The sequence below is a fragment of the Thiomonas sp. OC7 genome (assembly GCF_900634595.1).
Classification (GTDB): Bacteria; Pseudomonadota; Gammaproteobacteria; order Burkholderiales; family Burkholderiaceae_C; genus Thiomonas; species Thiomonas arsenitoxydans.
The window spans coordinates 2,912,038-2,930,466 of record NZ_LR131953.1 but is presented as its reverse complement, the minus strand read 5'-3'; the positions used below and the strand labels follow the sequence as shown (position 1 = coordinate 2,930,466).

Here is an 18,429-nt window from a genome sequence, read left to right as displayed (position 1 = left end):
ATGGCGAGCTGAATATGATGCTTGCATATCTGGCCCCACCCTCTCCGCATGAGCGCCGAACTCCGAGCCGAACGACAGGGCGACAGCCTCGTGCTGCGCCTGCACCACCCCGAAAGCCGCAACGCCCTGAGCGCCGCGCTCTGCTCGGCCGCGCTGGAGGCGCTCACCACGGCGCAACGTGATGGCGAGATCCGCGCCGTGGTGCTCACCGGAAGCGAACATCACTTCTGCAGCGGCCTGCACGACACCAGCGCACTTGACGCCTTGCACGATTGCATCCTCGCCCTGCGCGATTGCGAACCGCTGGTGGTCGCAGCGGTCGAAGGCCAGGCGCGTGGCGCCGGAGCCGCGCTGGCGCTGGCCTGCGATCTGCTCGTCGCGGCCGACAACGCCCAGTTCCAGCTGATCGACCCCCTGCTACCCGAGAGCGACGTGGGCGGCGCGCAATGGCTGGCCGCCCAACTGCTGCCGCGGCCCGCGTGCAACGAGGCCGCGCTGCCCGGTCTGGGGCTCGGCGCGGCTCGGCTGCACCAGCTCGGCGTGGTCAACCGCCTGTGCCGACCTACCGATGCGCTGCAGACCGCACTGCAACTGGTCGAAGCCATTCCCGGCGCTTCGGGCGGGCCGCGCAAAGTGCTGCCCAATGCGCCGAGCTACGCCAGCGCCCTGCACGTTCATCTGGCCAGCCAGATCCTGCCGCCGCTCGACTGAGAGGGTGTGAACGCTCCCATGCCGCCCAGATCGGTCGAAACCGCGCCTTCGCCGCGCGTCAGCACCCTGCAAACCCGGCTGCACCGATTCATGCACACCGTGGTGCTGCCGCAGGAAGGCGCCATCAACGCCGCCCTGCGCCTGAGCGCGACCGGGCCGCAGGACGCTGTCGGCCCGCTACTCGCCCCCCTCCGCCAGAAGGCCCAACTGGCGGGGCTGTGGAATCTGTTTCTGCCCATCTCCCCCCGCGCCAGCCAGGGGTTGAGCCATTGGGAATACGCGCCGATGTTCGAAGCCATGGGCCACATCCCCTGGGCAGCCGAGGTGTTCAACAGCGCCCAGCCCGACGCGGGAAACATGCAGTTGCTCGACAGCTACGGCAGCGAAGCGCTGAAAGATGCCTGGCTCGACCCGCTGCTGCGCGCCGAGACCCGCAGCGCCTGGGCCGCCGCCGAGCCCGACGCCGAGCTGCACAGCCCGGACTCGCTGCAGTGCCACGCCACGCAAGACGGCAATTCCTGGCGCCTGAGCGGTCAAAAAACCTGGGTGCAAGGCCTGCTGGACCCGCGCACCGCCAGCCTGCTGGTGCTGTGCCGCACCGATGCGCAGGCGGCCCTGCATCGCCAGTTCAGCGTGCTGCTCGTGCCGCTCAAGACCGATGGCGTGCAGCTCGGTCGGCACTTGCAGGGCTGGGGTACGGCGCAGAAGGCCTTGGCCGAAGTGTCATTCGAAAACGCGCGCGTGCCCATCCATCATGTGTTGGGCCAGCCGGGACAGGGACTGGAGATTCTGCAGGTCCGCCAGCGCATCGTCGGCCTGCACGATGCGCTGTGGTGTCTGGGCGCGGCGGAGCGCGCACTCGATCTGCTGATCGCCCGGCTGCAAACCCGACGCATCGGCGAACAGCTCGCGGTGCATCACCCGGTCTGGCAGCAGCGCATCGCCCGCACCCGCACCGGGCTGGACACCACCCGCATGCTGGCGCGGCGCAGCGCCTGGCAGATGGACCAGAACGACAGCCACCTGCCCCCGCAGGAACTCGCCATGCTGCAAAGCCTGTCCCTGCCGCTGGCGGTGGATGCGGTGCAATGGAGCATCCTCGCGCACGAGGCCGACGCGCTCGACGACAGCCTGCCCCTGGCCGGTCTGTCCGCGCAACTGCGGCTGATGCAGCAACTCACCCCGCCCATCGAGGTGCTCCACGCCCAGATCGCCCAGGGCGAACTGCTGCGCTGAACGAGCGCCTGCAGCAAGGCGGCAAACGTCGCACAATGAGGCGCACCGGTTCACCTCGCCGCACAGACGGCGCCTCCCGCCATGATCGACCTCTACTCCTGGGCCACCCCCAACGGCCACAAAATCCACATCCTGCTCGAAGAACTCGGCCTGCCCTACCGGGTGCACGGCGTGAACATCGGCCGCGGCGAACAGTTTGCGCCCGACTTTCTCGCCATCAGCCCGAACAACAAGATTCCCGCCCTGATCGATAGCGACGGCCCGGATGGCCAGCCCATCAGCGTGTTCGAGTCGGGCGCCATCCTCCTTTATCTGGCCGAGAAGACCGGCCGCTTTCTGGGCACAGGGCCGCGGGCGCGCATCGCCACGCTCGAATGGTTGATGTGGCAGATGGGCAGCATCGGCCCCATGCTCGGCCAGGCGCACCACTTCCGCCAGTACGCCCCCGAGAAAATCGACTACGCCATCGCCCGCTATACCAACGAGGCGCACCGGCTCTACGGCGTGCTCGACCGGCGGCTGGCGTCGCAGCCTTATCTGGCCGGTGACGACTACACCATCGCCGACATCGCCACCTTTCCGTGGTGTCGCAGCGCCGCCAATCAGGGCATAGACTGGGCCGAGTTTGCGCATGCCAAGCGCTGGTTCGACGCCATCGCCGCGCGGCCCGCGGTGCAGCGCGGGGTGCTAGTGCTGACCGACGTGCGCCCGGCCGAGATGGACGCCACCGCGCGCGAACAGTTGTTCGGCAGCACCCAATACCAGCGCCGCTGAAGGAGCTCGTCATGAAGTTCGTCCGCTACGGCCGCAACGGCCAAGAGCAGCCCGGCCTGATCGACGCGCAGGGCCGCCTGCGCAGCCTCGGCGGCATCGTCGACGAGATCGACGCCAGCGTCTTCGGCCGACCCCGGGCGCTGCGCGGCATCGACGCTGAAAGCCTGCCGCTGGTGGGCGGCAAGCCCCGGCTGGGCGTGCCCTTCGTCGGCATCAGCAAGTTCATCGCCATCGGTCTGAACTACCGCGACCATGCCAACGAGGCGCGCATGGCCATCCCGACCTCGCCCATTGTGTTCAACAAGTGGACGACCTGCGTCAGCGGCCCGAACGATGCGGTGCTGCGCCCGCCCGGGGCGCACAAGCTCGATTGGGAAGTCGAACTCGGCGTGGTCATCGGGCGCGAGACGCGCTTTGTGCGCGAGGCCGATGCGCTCAAACACGTGGCCGGGTATTGCCTGGTCAACGACGTGTCCGAGCGCGCCTATCAGCTCGAACAGGGCAGCCAGTGGAATCTGGGCAAAGGCTGCGACACCTTCGGCCCGATAGGCCCCTGGCTGGTCAGCCGCGACGAGATCGCCGATCCGCAGAACATCGACCTCTGGCTCGACGTGAACGGTGAGCGCATGCAGACCGGCAACACGCGCGACATGATTTTCGGCGTGGCCTACCTCGTCGCCTATCTCAGCCGCTACATGACCCTGCTGCCCGGCGACCTCATCGCCACCGGCACGCCGCCCGGCGTGGGCATGGGCCGCAAGCCGCCGCGTTATCTGCAGCCCGGCGATGTGGTCACGCTCGGCAGCCCACAACTCGGCACGCAGCGGCAGGAGATCCGCCCTGCTCCGCGGCGTCCGCTGTGACCGGCACCGCAGCCTGCGTGGTGACCTGCGCAGAGACCTGCGCGGCGAAGTTCATCCCCTGCGGCTATTCTTGAGCTTCACCCTGGAGGGCGTTGCCATGCCGACACTCGATCTGGCCTTGCCGCTGCACGCGCATGACCATTCGCATGAGCACCCGCATGACCATCTTTTGCAAGCGGTGCTGCACACCCGCGCGCGCAGCGTGGCGCTGGTGCAGGGGCTGAGCGATGCCGACTGCACCGTGCAGTCCATGCCCGACGCCAGCCCGGCCAAATGGCATCTGGCGCACACCACCTGGTTTTTCGAGGAGTTCATCCTCGCGCCGCATCTGCCGGGTTACCGCGTGTTCGATCCGGCCTTCCGCTATCTCTTCAACTCGTATTACGACACCGTTGGGCCACGCCACCCGCGCCCGCAGCGCGGCCTGCTCACCCGGCCGCCGCTCGAACAGATTCTGGCCTTTCGCGCCCATGTCGATGCGGCGCTGCAACGTCTGACGCGCGAGGCCGCCCCGGCCTCTTTGCTCGAGCTTGGGCTGCACCACGAGCAGCAGCATCAGGAACTGCTGCTCACCGATCTGCTGCATCTGTTTGCGCAAAACCCGCTGCACCCCACGTATCGCGCCGCTCCCGGCCCCATGCCCGCAGCGCAGAACCCGGCACCGGCGCGCTGGGTGAGTTTTACCGGCGGTCTGACCGACATCGGCCATGCCGACGAACGCTTCGCCTTCGACAACGAAGGCCCGCGCCACCGCGTCTGGCTGGACGACTACGCCCTGGCGCACCGCCCGGTGTGCAACGCCGACTGGCTCGACTTCATCGCCGACGACGGCTACGCCACACCCGCTCTCTGGCTGGCCGACGGCTGGCGCTGGGTGCAAGAACAGAACATTCGCGCGCCCGCCTACTGGCAGACGCACGGCGATGGCTTTCACACCCAGGCCATGACCCTGCACGGCCTGCAGCCCCTGCTGCCGCAGGCGCCCGTGACTCACCTCAGTTTTTACGAAGCCGATGCCTACGCCCGCTGGGCCGGCGCGCGTTTGCCGACCGAGTTCGAGTGGGAAGCCGCCGCGCGCCGCCAGCCCCTGTCGAGCGCGACGCCCGCGCAATTCGCCGATCACCCGTGGCGACTTCCCCTGCCCGCTGATGACCTAGCCACCGACGGCCTGCAGACCCTCTGGGGCGGCGTGTGGGAATGGACGGCCAGCGCCTACCTGCCCTACCCCGGCTTTCACCCGGCGCCCGGCGCCGTGGGCGAATACAACGGCAAATTCATGAGCGGCCAGATGGTGCTGCGCGGCGGCTCCTGCGCCACGCCGCCAGGCCATATCCGCCCGACCTATCGCAACTTTTTTTACCCCCACCAGCGCTGGCAATTCACCGGGCTGCGGCTGGCGCGGGCCTGATACAGAAAGGATCGCCGATGCCTGCGCAGACCGCCACCGTCCTGCACCCGCCCGACTTGCCCGACCTCAACCCCGAGTTCGCCACGCAAGTGCTCGAAGGCCTGAGCGCGCATCCCAAACGCATTCCCTCCACCTGGTTCTACGACCACCGCGGCTCGGAGCTGTTCGAGCAGATCACCGAGCTGAACGAGTACTACCTCACCCGCAGCGAAACCGCGCTGCTGCGCAACCTGCACGACGAGTTTGCCCAACTACCCGCTGGCGCGGCCGTCATCGAATTCGGCAGTGGCTCCAGCCGTAAAACCCCCTTGCTGCTGGGCGCCCTGAACGCCCCCGCGAGCTACACCGCCATCGACATCAGCGGCGACTTTCTGCGCCAGTCGGTGCGCGGGCTGCAACTGCGTTTTCCCCAGCTGGATGTGCATGCGCTGGAAGCCGATTTCACCGCCCCGCTGCACTGGCCCGCCGCGCTGGAGGCCGACGTGCGGCAGCAGCCGCGCATCGGCTTTTTTCCCGGCTCGACCATCGGCAACTTCACCCCGGAGCAGGCGGTGCGCTTTCTGCATGGCGCGGCGCAATTTCTCGGCCCCGGCGCGCATTTGCTCGTCGGCGTGGACGGCACGCAGGACAAGGCCAAACTCATTCCCGCGTATGACGACGCCCGCGGCGTAACGGCGGCGTTCAACCGCAATCTGCTCACCCGCATCAACCGCGAACTCGGCGCTGATTTCAATGCGCAGGCGTTCCGGCATGTGGCCCGCTTCGACCCCGCGCACAGCCGCATCGAGATGCATCTGCTCAGCCCCCGGCCGCAGACCGTGCGCCTGCTCGGGCAGAGCTTCACCTTTGCAGAAGGCGAGACTCTGCACACCGAAAATTCCTACAAATATCCTGTGGCGATGTTTCAGCGCCTGGCGCAATCGGCGGGGTGGACGCCGCAGAAACACTGGCTCGCCGCCGATACGGATGTTGCGCTGCACTGGCTGCAGCGGTGACGCGGTTCGCCCGGATGCCCCCACCGCGTCAACGCGGCTCTGCGTCGCCCGGCGCTTCGCGCACCGGATGCTTGAGCAGCTTGCGCTGCAGGGTGCGGCGGTGCATCTGCAGCGCGCGGGCGGTGGCGGAGATATTGCCGTCGTGCTCGGCCAGCACTTTCTGGATGTGCTCCCACTCCAGCCGATCGACCGGCAGCGGCTGGGCGGCCACGGCCCGGTCGGCCTCGGGTTCGTCTTGTTCCAGCGCGGCGAGGATGTCGCTCACCGTCGCCGGCTTGGGCAGATAGTTGGTCGCACCGAGCTTGATGGCATCGACCGCGGTGGCGATGCTGGCGTAGCCGGTCAGCAGCAGGATGCGCAGGTCGGGATAGGCCTCGCGCAGCGGCGCAATCAGCGTCAGACCGCTATCGCCGGGCAGGCGCAGATCGAGCACCGCTGCGTCGAACGCCGCCGTACCGATGAGCGCGCGCGCGGCGGGCGCAGAATCGGCATGCCACACGGAAATACCGCGCCGTTCCATGGAATTGCGCGTGGCGGCAGCCAGCGCGGCGTCATCTTCGACCAGCAACAGATTCATCGGTTTGCCATTCATTGAGTTGGATCGAGGCGCGGCCATTGCAGCGTGGCGCTCAGCCCGCCGCCCGCGCGTCGTGCCACGGTGAGCGTGCCACCGAGGCGCTCGATCCCGGCGCGGGCCAAGGCCAGCCCGAGGCCGCGCGTCTCGCCCTTGGTACTGACGAAATCGTAGCCTGCCCGCGCCAGCCGATCATCCGACAGACCGGGGCCGCGGTCGAGCACATGCACGCGCAGACTGGTCGCGTCCCAGTCGGCCTCGACTTCCACCGCGTCGGGGCTGGCGTCGGCGGCGTTGTTGAGCAGACTCACCAGTGCGGCGTTCAGACCCGCATCCACCCGCAGCACCGGGGGTGAGCCTGCGCTGCGCAGTGCGAGCCCCGCCTGCGACTGCGGTCGCATGAGGTGCCAGTGCTCCAGCGTTTGCTCCAGCCAGTGCGCCAGCGTTTCGGTCTGGTCGCTGCGGCTGCGCGCGGCGCCGGCTGCCGCGGTGATGTGACCAAGCACGGTGCGGATCTGCGCCACCTGCGCCTGCATGCGCTGCAGTTGGGGCCCGAGTTCATCGTCGCCCGCGTAGTCGGCCTGCAGATCGTCCACCGTCATCGCCAGGGTGGACACGGGCGTGGCGAGTTCATGCGCAGCGGCGGCGGCCTGCATGCCTAGCGCGAACAGATGCTGGTCGCGCAGACCGACTTCACGGCTGCGGGCCAGTTCGATTTCGCGCTCACGCAAGGCTGAAGCCAGACGCGCCACCACCGCCGCCACCAGCAGCGCCGTGATGAGAAAGTTGCCCCACATGCCCGTCAGATGCTCGCCGAGCATGCCGGTCGCGACCCCGCAGGCCTCGGTCAACGGGGTGGGGAAGAATGACACCAACGAGTAAAGCGTGATGACCACCGCCGTCATGGCCCAGACATAGAACCAGGGCAAAGCCACCGCACTCAGGACGAGCGGTATCAGCAGCAGGGAGATGATGGGGTTGACCTCGCCGCCGCTCCAATACACCAGCAGGGCAAGAATGAGGGCATCGGCCAGCAGGTGGACGAAACCGCCGAAGGCGCCCAAGCCGCGGCGGCTGCGAATCTGCCACCACAGCAAGACGCCGAGGGCCGCCTGAAGGCCGATCAGCCCCAGCACTTTGTAGACCGGCCAGGTGATGTCGAGGAAGTGATGCGCCCAGGGCAGCACCGCCAACTCGGCCATCAGCATGGCCACGCGCGCCGCGAGCAGTCGGGTCAGGGTGACAGCAGGCAGATGTGGCGAAGCCGACAAAGAAGCTTGCGCTCCCTGATCGGCAAGGGGCAAACGCGGAATACGGGAGGACAGCGGCATGTCGCCATTTTAGGAAGCCCTTGCGGCACGCCAGTACGCGGTTCTCCCTGCGACGCACTGCCGCAGGGAGAACCCGAGCCTGTTACGGCAGCAGCACCGTCGAGCCGATGGTCTTGCGGGCTTCGAGATCGCGATGGGCCTGCGCCGCCTCGGCCAGCGGGTAGCGCTGGTTGATGTGAATCTTCACCTGCCCGCTGCGAATCAGGGCGAACAGCGCATCGGCCATTTGCTGCTTCACCACCGGATCGGCCATATGCGTGCCCAGCGTGGGGCGGGTGACATAGAGCGAACCGGCTGCTGCCAGGTCGGTGAGCTTGATCGGCGGCACGGCTCCCGAGGCATTGCCGAAGCTCAACATCAGGCCGAAGGGCTGCAGGCAGGCGAGCGAACGCTCCCAGGTGTCGCGGCCAATTGAGTCATAGACCACCGGCACGCCGCGTCCTGCGGTGAGGTCTTTGACCCGGGCGACGAAATCGTCCTGCACATAGTCGATGGCGTGGGCGTAGCCGTTTTCCAGCGCCAGCGCGCATTTCGCCACTGAGCCCGCCGTGCCGATGAGCGTGGCGCCCAGCGCCCGTGCCATCTGCCCCGCAATCAGCCCGACCCCGCCGGCGGCGGCGTGAAACAGCGCCACATCCCCGGCCTTGAGCGCGCGCGTGCGGTGCAGCAGGTAATACGCCGTCAGCCCTTTGAGCAGGCTGGCTGCAGCCACCTCGAAAGCGATGTCGTCGGGCAGTTTGATCAGCGGCGCCGCAGGCACGATGCGGCGCTGCGCATACGCGCCGGGCGCGCCGGTGCAATAGCCCACGCGGTCGCCCACCGCAAAGCCCTCCACCCCCGGCCCCACCGCCTCGATCACCCCGGCGGCCTCGCCACCCAGACTGCCCGGCAGCGGCTGCGGATACAGGCCGGTGCGGTGATACACGTCGATGAAATTCAGCCCGATGGCTTCCTGGCGCAGCAGCACCTGCCCCGGGCCGGGATCGGCCAGTTCTTGCTCGCGCCATTGCAGCACTTCGGGGCCGCCGTGTTGATCGAACCGGATCGCGTGGGTCGTCGTCATGTCTCTTCCTTTGTCGTGGGTTGTTCGTGCAGCCACAGCCACAGTGCGGGCAGGCACAGCAAGGCCAATGCCGCGGCCAAGGTGAACAGGGCCGCCGCGCCGATGGTCTGCCACAGCCAGCCGGCGCCGATGGCCGCGAGCAATTGCATCAGCCCGATGGTCAGGTGATACAGACCGAACGCGGTGCCGCGCAGTTGCGGCGGCGCGGCTTCGGCCACGGCTGCGGAGAGTAATCCCTGCGTGAGCCCCATGTGCAGCCCCCACAGCGCAACCCCCAGCCAGAACCCGGGCATTCCCAGCGGCAGCACGCCGCCGAGCAACAACATGGCAGCCGCCAGCACCGCCAGCCCCAGGCCGAACAGCCGCTTGCGCCCCCAGCGCGCCGCCAGCAGACCCACCGGGTAGGCCGAAAGCGCGTAGGCCAGCGACAGCACCAGCGTGACCAGCGCGATCCACACCACCGACACGCCGATCTGGTCGCCGCGCAGCACCAGAAACGCCTCGGTCAGCCGCGCCAGGGTGAACAGCGCGGCCAGGCTGACGACCTGCCAGAATGCTGGCGGCAGCTCGCGCGCCGCGCGCCAGTCCATGCCCTTCTTACCCGCCTTGGCCGCCGCCACGCCAGCCTGAACCCGGCGCGGTTCACGCACGCCCAAAGCCAGAATCGCCACCGCGATGACTGCCGGAATCACCCCGAACCAAAGCACCAGCCGCAGGTTGTCGGCATACACCGCCAGCAAGCCGATGGCCGCCAGCGGCCCAAGCACCGCGCCCACGGTATCGAGACTTTGCCGCAGGCCGTAGGCGGCATTGCGCAGCGCGGGCGGCGTGGCGTCGGCCACCAGCGCGTCGCGCGGCGCGCCGCGGATGCCCTTGCCGATACGGTCGATGAAGCGCGCCGCGATCACCTCGCCCGCGCCCGAAGCCAGCGGAAACAGCGGCTTGGTCAGCGCCGACAGGCCATAGCCCGCCACCGCCAGCCATTTGCGCGAACCGATCTTGTCCGACCACACCCCAGACACCACCTTGAGCATCGACGCCGTGGCCTCGGCGATGCCCTCGACCACCCCGACACTGAGCACGCTCAGCCCCAGCACCGTGGTCATGTAAACCGGCAGCAGGGCGTGGATGAGTTCGGACGACATGTCCATGAACAGGCTGACCAAACCCAGCATCCACACGGTGCGGGGCAAGCGGCTGCTTGTTGGATCAGAAGGGAGTTGCATGCGGAATTTGTGGTGAGTGGCCCTGTGCCGGGCGTTAAGCGCAGTCTAAGCGCCTGCCGCTAAAGTCTGGTCTGTATCCATTTGCAATCCAGCCCCATGCGCCTGCTCCTAGTTGAAGATGATGTGATGATCGGCGAAAGCGTGCTCGACGCCTTGCGCGGCGAGGGCTACGCGGTGGACTGGGTGCGCGACGGCGCCGTGGCCGACTCGGCGCTGCGCACCGAGCAGTACGACCTGGTGCTGCTCGATCTGGGCCTGCCCAAGATGGACGGCATCGCCGTACTCAAGGCGCTGCGCACCCGGCGCGAAACCACCCCGGTGCTCATCGCCACCGCGCGCGACGCCGTCTCGGCGCGCATCGCCGGGCTCGACGCCGGAGCCGACGACTATGTGCTCAAACCCTACGACCTCGACGAACTCTCCGCCCGCATCCGCGCGCTGCTGCGCCGGGCGGCGGGGCGGGCCGAGCCGGTGTTCAGCTACGGCCGCATCAGCCTGAACCCGGCCACCCACGAAGCCCTGCTCGACGGCGAGCCAGTCGCCCTGTCGCAGCGAGAGTGGGCCGTGCTCGAAGCGCTGATCGCCCGCCCCGGCATGATTCTGTCGCGCGCCCAGCTCGAAGAAAAACTCTATAGCTGGAAGGACGAGATTTCGAGCAACGCGGTGGAGGTGTACGTTCACAGCCTGCGCAAAAAGCTCGGCGCAGACCTCATCCGCAACATCCGCGGCATGGGCTACATGATCGCCAAGGAGCCCGCGCCTGCAAGCCCGAGCCGTGATGGCGGCGGTAACGGCAGCCACACGCCAGAAGCCGATAGCGTTGACGATGGCGGAGATGGCGGAGATGGTGGCGGCGATGGGGGCGGCGATTGAAATCCCTGCGCGCCCGCCTGCTGCTGCTGCTCTCAGTGGCCGTCACCCTGGCCGCTCTGGTGCAGGCGGTGGCCGTGTTCCGCAACGCCATGAACGAGGCCGACGCGGTGTTCGACTATCACCTGCAGCAACTCGCGCTCAGCCTCGCCAGCGGCGATATGGGCCTGCCCGGTTTCGGCCCCAATGTCAGCGCGGGCAACGATGTGGACTATGTCGTTCAGGTCTGGGCGCCCGATGGCAAACGCATTTACGTCTCGCGCCCACGCAGCGATCTGCCCAGCCAGGCCGTGCTGGGCTACACCAATGTGCAGGTTGGCGGCGAGCAGTGGCGCGTCTATTCCATGCAGGCCGGGGGGCGCACCATTCAGGTCGGCCAGAGCACCGCCACGCGGCAGGCGTTGGCGCTGGGCTTCGCGCTGCGTTCCATCTGGCCGATGGCCGTCATCGCGCCGCTGCTGCTGCTGGCCGTTGCGTGGGTGGTGCGACGCTCGCTGCGACCGCTGAGCGATCTGTCGCGCGAGCTGGAGAACCGCGCCGCCACCAGCTTCGACCCGCTCGACCCGCACCCCGTGATCAGCGAAATGCAGCCCGTGGTGCGCGCGATGAACGGCCTGTTCTCGCGCACTCGGCAGGCCTTCGATACCCAGCGCATGTTTGTGGCCGACGCCGCGCATGAACTGCGCTCGCCGCTGGCCGCGCTCAAGGTGCAGGTGCAAATGCTCGGCCGCGCGCACGACGACGCCCAGCGCGGCGTGGCGCTGGCCCGGCTGGAAAGCGGCATCGACCGCGCCAGCCATCTGGTCGAACAACTGCTGCTGCTGGCGCGCAACGAGTCGGGCGCCGAAGAGGCGCTCACCGCTGTGAGCCTGCTCGACACCGCGCGCCTGGCCCTGTCCGACACCGCCGAACTCGCCCAGACCCGCGGCGTGGACGCCGGGATGGAAGACGCCGAAGACTGCACCGTGCTCGCCCCGGCCAGCGGCCTGCGCATTCTGGTGCGCAACCTGGTGGACAACGCCCTGCGCTACACCCCCACGGGCGGCCGGGTGGACGTGCGGGTGCGCTGCGAAATGCAGCCCGCGCCACCCGCCGCGCAAGCAACCGACGGCACAGCCGCACCCCGACGCATGGCCGTGCTCGAAGTGGACGACTCCGGCCCCGGCATTCCGCCCGAAGACCGCGATCGCGTGTTCGACCGCTTCTATCGCCGCGAAAACGCCCCCCCCGGCGGCAGCGGCCTGGGTCTGGCCATCGTGCGCAGCGTGGCCGAACGCTGCGACGCCCGCATCGAACTCGACACCTCCCCACTGGGCGGGCTGCGGGTGCGGGTAATTTTTGCGCCCGCAGGGCCCACGCTCCCGCGCTGAAAAAACGTCGCTTGGCGGGCTTCAGTCCAGGTTAAGGCCCATCACCGAGTCTTTAAACAAGACGCCGCCGCGCTTGCCGCGTTGCAGCAATTGCGTTTCAATCGGCTCGCTGACCCGCTTGCCTAGCTACTTTCCACTCAGGAGACCCCCATGACCATGCAACTCAGCCTCAAGGACAAAACCGCCATCATCACCGGCGCCGCCAGCGGCATCGGCAAGGAGATTGCCGAAACCTATGCCAAGGCGGGCGCCAAAGTCGCCATTGCCGACCTGAACCTCGACGCCGCCAACGCCACCGCCGAAGCCATCAATAAGGCCGGCGGCAAGGCCATGGGCGTGGCGATGAACGTGACCGACGAAGCGCAAGTGAACGCCGGCTGCGCGGCGGTCGCCAAGGCCTTCGGCCCGGTGGACATTCTGGTGTCGAACGCCGGCATCCAGATCGTCAATCCCATCGAAGACTTCGCCTTCGCCGATTGGAAAAAGCTGCTCGCCATCCACCTCGACGGCGCCTTTCTCACCACCAAGGCGGTGCTGCCGGGCATGTATGCCAAGAAAGGCGGCGTGGTGATTTACATGGGCTCGGTGCATTCGCACGAGGCCAGCAAGCTCAAGAGCGCCTACGTCACCGCCAAGCACGGCCTGCTGGGGCTGGCACGGGTGCTGGCCAAGGAAGGCGGGCCCAAGGGCGTGCGCTCGCACGTCATCTGCCCGGGCTTCGTGCGTACCCCGCTGGTGGAAAAGCAGATTCCCGAGCAGGCCAAAGAGTTGAACATCACCGAAGACGAGGTGATTAAAAACGTGATGCTCAAAGACACGGTGGATGGCGAGTTCACCACCACCGCCGACATCGCCAATCTCGCGCTGTTCCTGGCCGCCTTCCCCACGGCCGCACTCACCGGCCAGTCCATCGTCGCCAGCCACGGCTGGTGCATGAACTAAAAGGCGCAAGTCATGACGACCGCCACCAGCCGCCGCGCGCAGCGCACCCAAACTCAGGCAAAGCCCGCCGAACCCGCGCCGTCCTGCCGCGCGGATGCCGTGCTGGCGCAGGTGCGGCATTACGACCGCATCGCCTTGGTGCTTCAAGGCGGCGGGGCGCTGGGCGCCTACCAATGCGGCGTGGTGGAGGCGCTGGAAGACTGCGGCGTGCATCCGCACTGGGTGGCCGGTATTTCCATCGGCTCCATCAACGCGGCGCTGATTGCGGGCAACCCGCCGGGCCAACGCGCTGCCGCCTTGCGCACGTTCTGGGAAACTGTCACGCAGCAGCCGCTGCTGCCCACCCTGCCCTGGGAACACGGCGCCGCGCTGGCCTGGATTCCCGAACCCCTGCAACCCCAGCTTGCGGTCATGCAGGGACTTCGCGCCATACTCGAAGGTCAGCGGGGCTTTTTTCTGCCGCGCTGGCCGCTGGGCGGCAACAACCCGGCGAAGGCCAGTTTTTACGACACCGCGCCGCTGCGCGACACACTGGAAAAGCTGGTCGATTTCGACCGGCTCAACAGCGGCGAAACCCGCATCAGCGTGGGCGCGGTGAATGTGCGCAACGGCAACCAGGTGGTGTTCGACAGCGCCGAGATGCGGCTCGGTCCCGAGCACATCATGGCCTCGGGCGCGCTGCCGCCGGGTTTTCCGGCGGTGGAGATCGACGGCGAGTTCTACTGGGACGGCGGGCTGGTGTCGAACACGCCCTTGTCGCAGGTGCTGGGCGGCCATCCCAGCCACCACACCCTGGTGTTCCAGGTCGATCTATGGAGCGCGGCGGGCGAGGTGCCCAAAACCCTGCTCGACGTGGCCGAGCGGCAAAAAGACATCCAGTTTTCCAGCCGCACGCGCATCATCACCTCCACCCTTCAGCGGGCGCAGCAGCAGCGTCGCATTCTGCGCGATTTGCTGCAGCGCATTCCGCTCGACAAACGCGACGCGTTGTGCGAGCAGGTGCAGGAAATGGCGCAGGACAAACGCTACAACGTCATCCACCTGATCTACCGCGACAAAGCCTTCGACGGTCAGGGCAAGGACTACGCCTTCGGCCGCGCCGAAATGCGCTCGCACTGGCAAAGCGGTCTCGACGACATGCACCGCACCCTCGACCACCCGGACTGGTTCGCTCTGCCCAGCGCCGAGCAGGGCTTCGTCACCCACGACGTGCACACGCAGGCCTGAGTCGTTGCTCCTTCAGGGCATCAGCAAAGTGACGCCCTGCAGATCGCAGGCCATGACGGCCTGCCGCAGCGCGGCAATGGCTTCATGCCGGGTGAAGCTCTTGCGCCACACCAGCACCACGCGGCGCGTGGGCGGCGGATCGGAAAACGGCACATAACAAACGTGATCGGTGCTCGGATCGGCCGCATGCGGCACGTCCTGCCGCGGCACCGACAGCTTGGGCACCACGGTGATGCCCATGCCCGAGGCCACCATCTGCTTGATGGTCTCCAGCGACGAGCCCTCGAAACTCTTGCGGATGCCTTCCGAGCTGGGCGAAAACCGGGCGAATTCCGGGCAGACTTCGAGCACATGGTCGCGAAAGCAGTGGCCGGTGCCGAGCAACAGCATGGTCTCGTCCTTGATCGCCTCGGCGCTCAGCTCCTTGCAGGTCGCCATCGCATGGGTGCGCGGCACGGCCACGAGGAAGGGCTCGTCATACAGCGGCGTAACCGCCAGCCCCTGATCGGGGAACGGCTCGGCCAGAATGGCCGCGTCAAGCTCGCCGGTGCGCAACATTTCCAGTAGGCGGGTGGTGAAGTTTTCCTGCAGCATCAGCGGCATCTGCGGGCTGCGCTTGATGACGTTGCGCACCAGCTCGGGCAGCAGATAGGGCGCAATGGTGTAGATCACCCCCAGCCGCAGCGGCCCGGCCAGCGGATCTTTGCCGCGCTTGGCGATCTCTTTGATCGCCGCCGCCTGCTCGATGACGCGCTGCGCCTGCTCGACGATTTCCGCGCCGATGGGCGTGATGCTCACCTCATTGCCGCCGCGCTCGAACAGACGCACATCAAGTTCTTCCTCGAGCTTTTTGATGGCGACCGACAAGGTGGGCTGGCTGACGAAACAGGCCTCGGCAGCCCGGCCAAAATGCCGCTCGCGAGCGACGGCGACGATATAGCGTAATTCTGTCAGAGTCATAGAAAGAATTAAAACAGAAACGCGGTCAGATTGTGTTAATCAATGCAATTACACCTCAGGCGCTCAACCAGTCGAACCCTTCGCCCAGCCAGCGCGCGGCGTGTTGCCGGGCGGCTTCGGGCGCGGCGACCAGCAGACGTTGCGCGGTGTCGCGGGCGGCTTCGAGCAGATCGATGTCTTGCGCCAGATCGGCGTAGCGCAGGCCGGGCACGCCCGACTGCCGCAGGCCCAGCAGTTCGCCCGGCCCGCGCAGTTCCAGGTCTTTCTGCGCCAGGGCGAAGCCGTCGGTGAGTTCGCGCATCGCCCCCAGGCGCTGGCGCGCCGTGGGTGACAGCGGCGAGGTGAACAGCAGCACGCAATCCGACTGCGCCGCACCCCGCCCCACCCGCCCGCGCAGCTGGTGCAACTGCGACAGCCCGAAGCGCTCGGCATGTTCGATCACCATCAGGCTGGCGTTGGGCACGTCCACTCCCACCTCGATGACGGTGGTGGCGACGAGCAGGCCGATTTCGCCCGCGCTGAACGCCTGCATGGTGGCGCGCTTTTCCTGCGCCTTCATGCGCCCGTGCAGCAGGCCGACTTGCAGCGCCCCCTGACCGGGCCTCGTCGCCAGCGCGGCGCTGAGTTCGGCGTGGGTGGCCACGGCGTTTTGCAGATCGAGCGTCTCGCTTTCCTCAACGAGCGGGCAAACCCAATAGGCCTGCCGCCCCTGCGCGGTCAACGCGCCGACCCGGGCGATGAGTTCGTCGCGCCGGTCCGCGCTGACCACGCTGGTGCGCACCGGCGTTCTGCCCGGCGGCAAGACATCGATGGTGGACACGTCCAGATCGCCAAACAGCGCCATGGCCAGGGTGCGCGGAATGGGCGTGGCGCTCATCATCAGCAGATGCGGCTGCAGGCCGCTGTCCTGCGTGCCCGCGCGCAGGCTGTCGCGCAAGGCCAAGCGCTGCGCCACGCCGAAGCGATGCTGCTCGTCCACGATCGCCAGCCCCAGCCGGGCAAAACGCACCTGCGCCTGAATGACGGCGTGGGTGCCCAGCACGAGCTGCGCCTCCCCGCTGGCCACGCGCTGCAGCGCCGCCTCGCGCTCTTTTTTCGTCTGGCTGCCCGAAAGCCAGGCGACACCCACGCCCAGCGGCTCCAGCCAGTCGGCGAGCTTGCGCGCATGTTGCGCCGCGAGAATTTCGGTGGGCGCCATGAGCGCGCACTGCCAGCCGGCCGCCACAGCCTGCGCCGCCGCGAGCGCGGCCACGACGGTCTTGCCGCTGCCCACGTCGCCCTGCAGCAGCCGATGCATCGGCGCGGACTGCGCCAGGTCGGCGGCGATTTCGGCCACGCAGCGCTCCTGAGCCGCCGTGAGGGTGAAGGGGATGGCCGCCCGCAGCAGCGCCGGGAGTCTGTGCGCCTCGGCCGCGGCGGGCAGTGCCGGCGCCTTCCACCGCTGTCGCTGCGCGCGGGCCTGCTGCTGGGCCAGTTGCTGGGCCAGCAATTCGTCGAACTTCAAACGCCGTTGCGCCGGATGCGCGCCCGCTTCCAGCGCGGGCAAGGCCGCGGCTGGCGGGGCATGCAGGATGCGCAGGCTCGAAGGCAGATCGGGCAGATGATGGCGTGTCAGCTCCTCCTGCGGCACGGTGTCGTGCCAGACCAGCCGCTCGAGCGCTCCAGCCACGGCCTTGCGCAAATAACTTTGCGGCACGCCGGCCGTGGTGGGATAGACCGGCGTGAGCGTGCTCGGCAGGGGCGCGTTGGCGTCCACCAACTTCCAGGTCGGGTGCACCATCTCCCAGCCAAACAAGCCCTGCCGCACCGGCCCATGCACCCGCAGTCGCACCCCGGGCTGCAAGGTTTTGAGCTGATTGGGGTAGAAGTGGAACAGCCGCAGGGTGAGGATGGCGTCGCCCGCTTCCGGGTCTTGCAACCGCACCAGCAACTGCCGACGCGGCGCGCGGCCCTGCACCTGCGCCTGGGTCACCACGGCATCCGTAGTGACAAGCTCACCGTCGCGCAGCGCATCCAGCGGCGTGAGCCGCGTTTCATCCTCATAGCGCAGCGGCAGATGCAGCGCAAGGTCCCAGTCGGTGTGCAGACCCAGCCGGGCGAGCGGCGTGGGCCGTGCCGGTTTGGCCTTGCCCGCCGGGTCTTTGCGAGGCGCGCTTGCCCGCTGCGGCGGATCGGCAGTAGGGTCTTGCTGAGAGGGCTTGCGCGCGGCGGTCATCGAAGCATTCTAAAAATGACAGGGACGTTGTCTGCGCCTGAGCCCGGCATTGCGCACCCGCTGGATGCCGAGCCCCCAATAATCCCCCCATCCCCACGGGTTTTTGTGGGTCTCGTTATAGTTGTTACAAATTTACGTATTTTGCCCATGTCCAAAGCCCTCTCCACTCTGCGCACAGCCTGGTTCTCCATGCTGGTGCTGCTGCTTGGTTTGGCGCCATTCATTCATGGGCATCTGGGCCAGCCGGTGCAAAGCGGCTGGCACATTCATGCGCTGACGGCCGCGGCGGAAGTGCAGGCCAGTCCGCAATTCAGTTTGCAATCAAGTCCCGACGGCCTGGCCTGCCTTGCCAGCCACCCTCAGCACACGGCGCAGCAGTCGGGCTTTGCGCTGCAGACCCCCGAGCCCAGCGATGTGGAACTGGCCTCGGGCATCGCCCAATCCCGGCTCTCCCAGATCCGCCTGGCCAGCGTATTGATCGACACCGAAGTCGTGCTGCCGACGTTTGCTTTCGCGTCACAGCACTCCTTGGCCGTCACCGCGCTCATTTCTTGGCCGCAACTCTCTAACGACGCGCTTCCGCGCGTCCACCACGGCCTGCCGCCCCCCGGTCAGGCTCCGCCCTCCACTCTGGTCTGATTTTTTCTGCCGCAACACGCGTGAA

The 18,429-nt window shown here is 67.6% G+C and carries 17 protein-coding genes; 11 read left to right on the top strand and 6 right to left on the bottom strand.

The features are described 5' to 3' along the window. Positions 1 to 48: 48 nt before the first annotated feature. The 6 genes from BIO17B3_RS14025 to egtD all read left to right on the top strand — a co-directional run bounded on the left by BIO17B3_RS14025 (position 49) and on the right by egtD (position 5,987). Complete coding sequence (locus tag BIO17B3_RS14025) at positions 49 to 711, top strand: enoyl-CoA hydratase-related protein (RefSeq protein WP_013122435.1); 663 nt, start codon at positions 49 to 51, stop codon at positions 709 to 711. Between the two features lie 18 nt (positions 712 to 729). Further along, positions 730 to 1,947 (top strand): acyl-CoA dehydrogenase family protein, encoded by a 1,218-nt coding sequence (locus tag BIO17B3_RS14020; RefSeq protein WP_156054506.1) that lies wholly within the window; start codon positions 730 to 732, stop codon positions 1,945 to 1,947. 81 nt (positions 1,948 to 2,028) lie between these two features. After that, positions 2,029 to 2,721, top strand: coding sequence for a glutathione S-transferase N-terminal domain-containing protein (locus BIO17B3_RS14015; RefSeq protein ID WP_156054505.1), 693 nt, complete (start codon positions 2,029 to 2,031; stop codon positions 2,719 to 2,721). A gap of 11 nt (positions 2,722 to 2,732) precedes the next feature. Then, entirely contained in the window at positions 2,733 to 3,584 is an 852-nt protein-coding gene (locus BIO17B3_RS14010) for a fumarylacetoacetate hydrolase family protein (RefSeq protein WP_156054504.1), read from the top strand. A gap of 97 nt (positions 3,585 to 3,681) precedes the next feature. Beyond that, positions 3,682 to 4,992 carry an ergothioneine biosynthesis protein EgtB gene (gene egtB, locus BIO17B3_RS14005; RefSeq protein ID WP_156054503.1) on the top strand — a complete coding sequence of 437 codons (1,311 nt, stop codon included), beginning with the start codon at positions 3,682 to 3,684 and terminating at the stop codon, positions 4,990 to 4,992. Between the two features lie 17 nt (positions 4,993 to 5,009). Then, positions 5,010 to 5,987, top strand: a complete 978-nt coding sequence (egtD, locus tag BIO17B3_RS14000) for an L-histidine N(alpha)-methyltransferase (RefSeq protein WP_156054502.1) — start codon at positions 5,010 to 5,012, stop codon at positions 5,985 to 5,987. Between the two features lie 28 nt (positions 5,988 to 6,015). Here the strand turns inward: egtD and BIO17B3_RS13995 are convergent, their stop codons facing one another. The 4 genes from BIO17B3_RS13995 to BIO17B3_RS13980 all read right to left on the bottom strand — a co-directional run bounded on the left by BIO17B3_RS13995 (position 6,016) and on the right by BIO17B3_RS13980 (position 10,181). After that, on the bottom strand, positions 6,016 to 6,579 hold the full coding sequence (locus BIO17B3_RS13995; RefSeq protein WP_156054501.1) for a response regulator transcription factor: 564 nt from the start codon (positions 6,577 to 6,579) through the stop codon (positions 6,016 to 6,018). Next, the gene (locus tag BIO17B3_RS13990) at positions 6,576 to 7,892 is read right to left on the bottom strand and encodes an ATP-binding protein (protein WP_156054500.1); all 1,317 of its coding nucleotides are present in this window, start codon (positions 7,890 to 7,892) and stop codon (positions 6,576 to 6,578) included. The genes BIO17B3_RS13995 and BIO17B3_RS13990 overlap by 4 nt, the downstream gene beginning before the upstream one ends. 82 nt (positions 7,893 to 7,974) lie before the next feature. Continuing rightward, positions 7,975 to 8,955, bottom strand: coding sequence for a quinone oxidoreductase (locus BIO17B3_RS13985; protein WP_156054499.1), 981 nt, complete (start codon positions 8,953 to 8,955; stop codon positions 7,975 to 7,977). Then, positions 8,952 to 10,181: an MFS transporter gene (locus tag BIO17B3_RS13980; RefSeq protein ID WP_156054498.1), complete on the bottom strand. Its 1,230-nt coding sequence runs from the start codon at positions 10,179 to 10,181 to the stop codon at positions 8,952 to 8,954. Before BIO17B3_RS13980 ends, BIO17B3_RS13985 begins: the two co-directional genes overlap by 4 nt. Before the next feature lie 96 nt (positions 10,182 to 10,277). On the opposite strand from BIO17B3_RS13980, the gene BIO17B3_RS13975 reads away from it, so the two are divergent. The 4 genes from BIO17B3_RS13975 to BIO17B3_RS13960 all read left to right on the top strand — a co-directional run bounded on the left by BIO17B3_RS13975 (position 10,278) and on the right by BIO17B3_RS13960 (position 14,590). Next, positions 10,278 to 11,054, top strand: coding sequence for a response regulator (locus BIO17B3_RS13975; RefSeq protein WP_156054497.1), 777 nt, complete (start codon positions 10,278 to 10,280; stop codon positions 11,052 to 11,054). Then, complete coding sequence (locus BIO17B3_RS13970; protein WP_156054496.1) at positions 11,051 to 12,421, top strand: ATP-binding protein; 1,371 nt, start codon at positions 11,051 to 11,053, stop codon at positions 12,419 to 12,421. Before BIO17B3_RS13975 ends, BIO17B3_RS13970 begins: the two co-directional genes overlap by 4 nt. A 150-nt stretch (positions 12,422 to 12,571) precedes the next feature. Further along, positions 12,572 to 13,363: a 3-hydroxybutyrate dehydrogenase gene (locus BIO17B3_RS13965; RefSeq protein ID WP_156054495.1), complete on the top strand. Its 792-nt coding sequence runs from the start codon at positions 12,572 to 12,574 to the stop codon at positions 13,361 to 13,363. A 12-nt stretch (positions 13,364 to 13,375) separates the two neighbouring features. Beyond that, the gene (locus tag BIO17B3_RS13960) at positions 13,376 to 14,590 is read left to right on the top strand and encodes a patatin-like phospholipase family protein (protein WP_156054494.1); all 1,215 of its coding nucleotides are present in this window, start codon (positions 13,376 to 13,378) and stop codon (positions 14,588 to 14,590) included. A gap of 12 nt (positions 14,591 to 14,602) precedes the next feature. Here the strand turns inward: BIO17B3_RS13960 and BIO17B3_RS13955 are convergent, their stop codons facing one another. Next, entirely contained in the window at positions 14,603 to 15,550 is a 948-nt protein-coding gene (locus tag BIO17B3_RS13955) for a hydrogen peroxide-inducible genes activator (RefSeq protein ID WP_156054493.1), read from the bottom strand. Between the two features lie 55 nt (positions 15,551 to 15,605). Further along, positions 15,606 to 17,765: an ATP-dependent DNA helicase RecG gene (gene recG / locus BIO17B3_RS13950; RefSeq protein ID WP_156054492.1), complete on the bottom strand. Its 2,160-nt coding sequence runs from the start codon at positions 17,763 to 17,765 to the stop codon at positions 15,606 to 15,608. 147 nt (positions 17,766 to 17,912) lie between these two features. Here recG and BIO17B3_RS13945 point away from each other — a divergent pair, with 147 nt between their 5' ends. Then, a complete protein-coding gene (locus BIO17B3_RS13945) occupies positions 17,913 to 18,404 on the top strand; it encodes a hypothetical protein (RefSeq protein ID WP_156054491.1) in 492 nt (163 codons plus the stop codon). The last annotated feature ends 25 nt before the right edge of the window (positions 18,405 to 18,429 follow it).

Excerpts from the sequence above, each read along its gene's own strand:
- BIO17B3_RS14025 (WP_013122435.1), top strand. The coding sequence starts at position 49 with ATGAGCGCCGAACTCCGAGCCGAACGACAGGGCGACAGCCTCGTGCTG.
- BIO17B3_RS14020 (WP_156054506.1), top strand. The coding sequence starts at position 730 with ATGCCGCCCAGATCGGTCGAAACCGCGCCTTCGCCGCGCGTCAGCACC.
- BIO17B3_RS14015 (WP_156054505.1), top strand. The coding sequence starts at position 2,029 with ATGATCGACCTCTACTCCTGGGCCACCCCCAACGGCCACAAAATCCAC.
- BIO17B3_RS14010 (WP_156054504.1), top strand. The coding sequence starts at position 2,733 with ATGAAGTTCGTCCGCTACGGCCGCAACGGCCAAGAGCAGCCCGGCCTG.
- egtB (WP_156054503.1), top strand. The coding sequence starts at position 3,682 with ATGCCGACACTCGATCTGGCCTTGCCGCTGCACGCGCATGACCATTCG.
- egtD (WP_156054502.1), top strand. The coding sequence starts at position 5,010 with ATGCCTGCGCAGACCGCCACCGTCCTGCACCCGCCCGACTTGCCCGAC.
- BIO17B3_RS13995 (WP_156054501.1), bottom strand. The coding sequence starts at position 6,579 with ATGAATGGCAAACCGATGAATCTGTTGCTGGTCGAAGATGACGCCGCG.
- BIO17B3_RS13990 (WP_156054500.1), bottom strand. The coding sequence starts at position 7,892 with ATGCCGCTGTCCTCCCGTATTCCGCGTTTGCCCCTTGCCGATCAGGGA.
- BIO17B3_RS13985 (WP_156054499.1), bottom strand. The coding sequence starts at position 8,955 with ATGACGACGACCCACGCGATCCGGTTCGATCAACACGGCGGCCCCGAA.
- BIO17B3_RS13980 (WP_156054498.1), bottom strand. The coding sequence starts at position 10,181 with ATGCAACTCCCTTCTGATCCAACAAGCAGCCGCTTGCCCCGCACCGTG.
- BIO17B3_RS13975 (WP_156054497.1), top strand. The coding sequence starts at position 10,278 with ATGCGCCTGCTCCTAGTTGAAGATGATGTGATGATCGGCGAAAGCGTG.
- BIO17B3_RS13965 (WP_156054495.1), top strand. The coding sequence starts at position 12,572 with ATGACCATGCAACTCAGCCTCAAGGACAAAACCGCCATCATCACCGGC.
- BIO17B3_RS13960 (WP_156054494.1), top strand. The coding sequence starts at position 13,376 with ATGACGACCGCCACCAGCCGCCGCGCGCAGCGCACCCAAACTCAGGCA.
- BIO17B3_RS13955 (WP_156054493.1), bottom strand. The coding sequence starts at position 15,550 with ATGACTCTGACAGAATTACGCTATATCGTCGCCGTCGCTCGCGAGCGG.
- recG (WP_156054492.1), bottom strand. The coding sequence starts at position 17,765 with ATGACCGCCGCGCGCAAGCCCTCTCAGCAAGACCCTACTGCCGATCCG.
- BIO17B3_RS13945 (WP_156054491.1), top strand. The coding sequence starts at position 17,913 with ATGTCCAAAGCCCTCTCCACTCTGCGCACAGCCTGGTTCTCCATGCTG.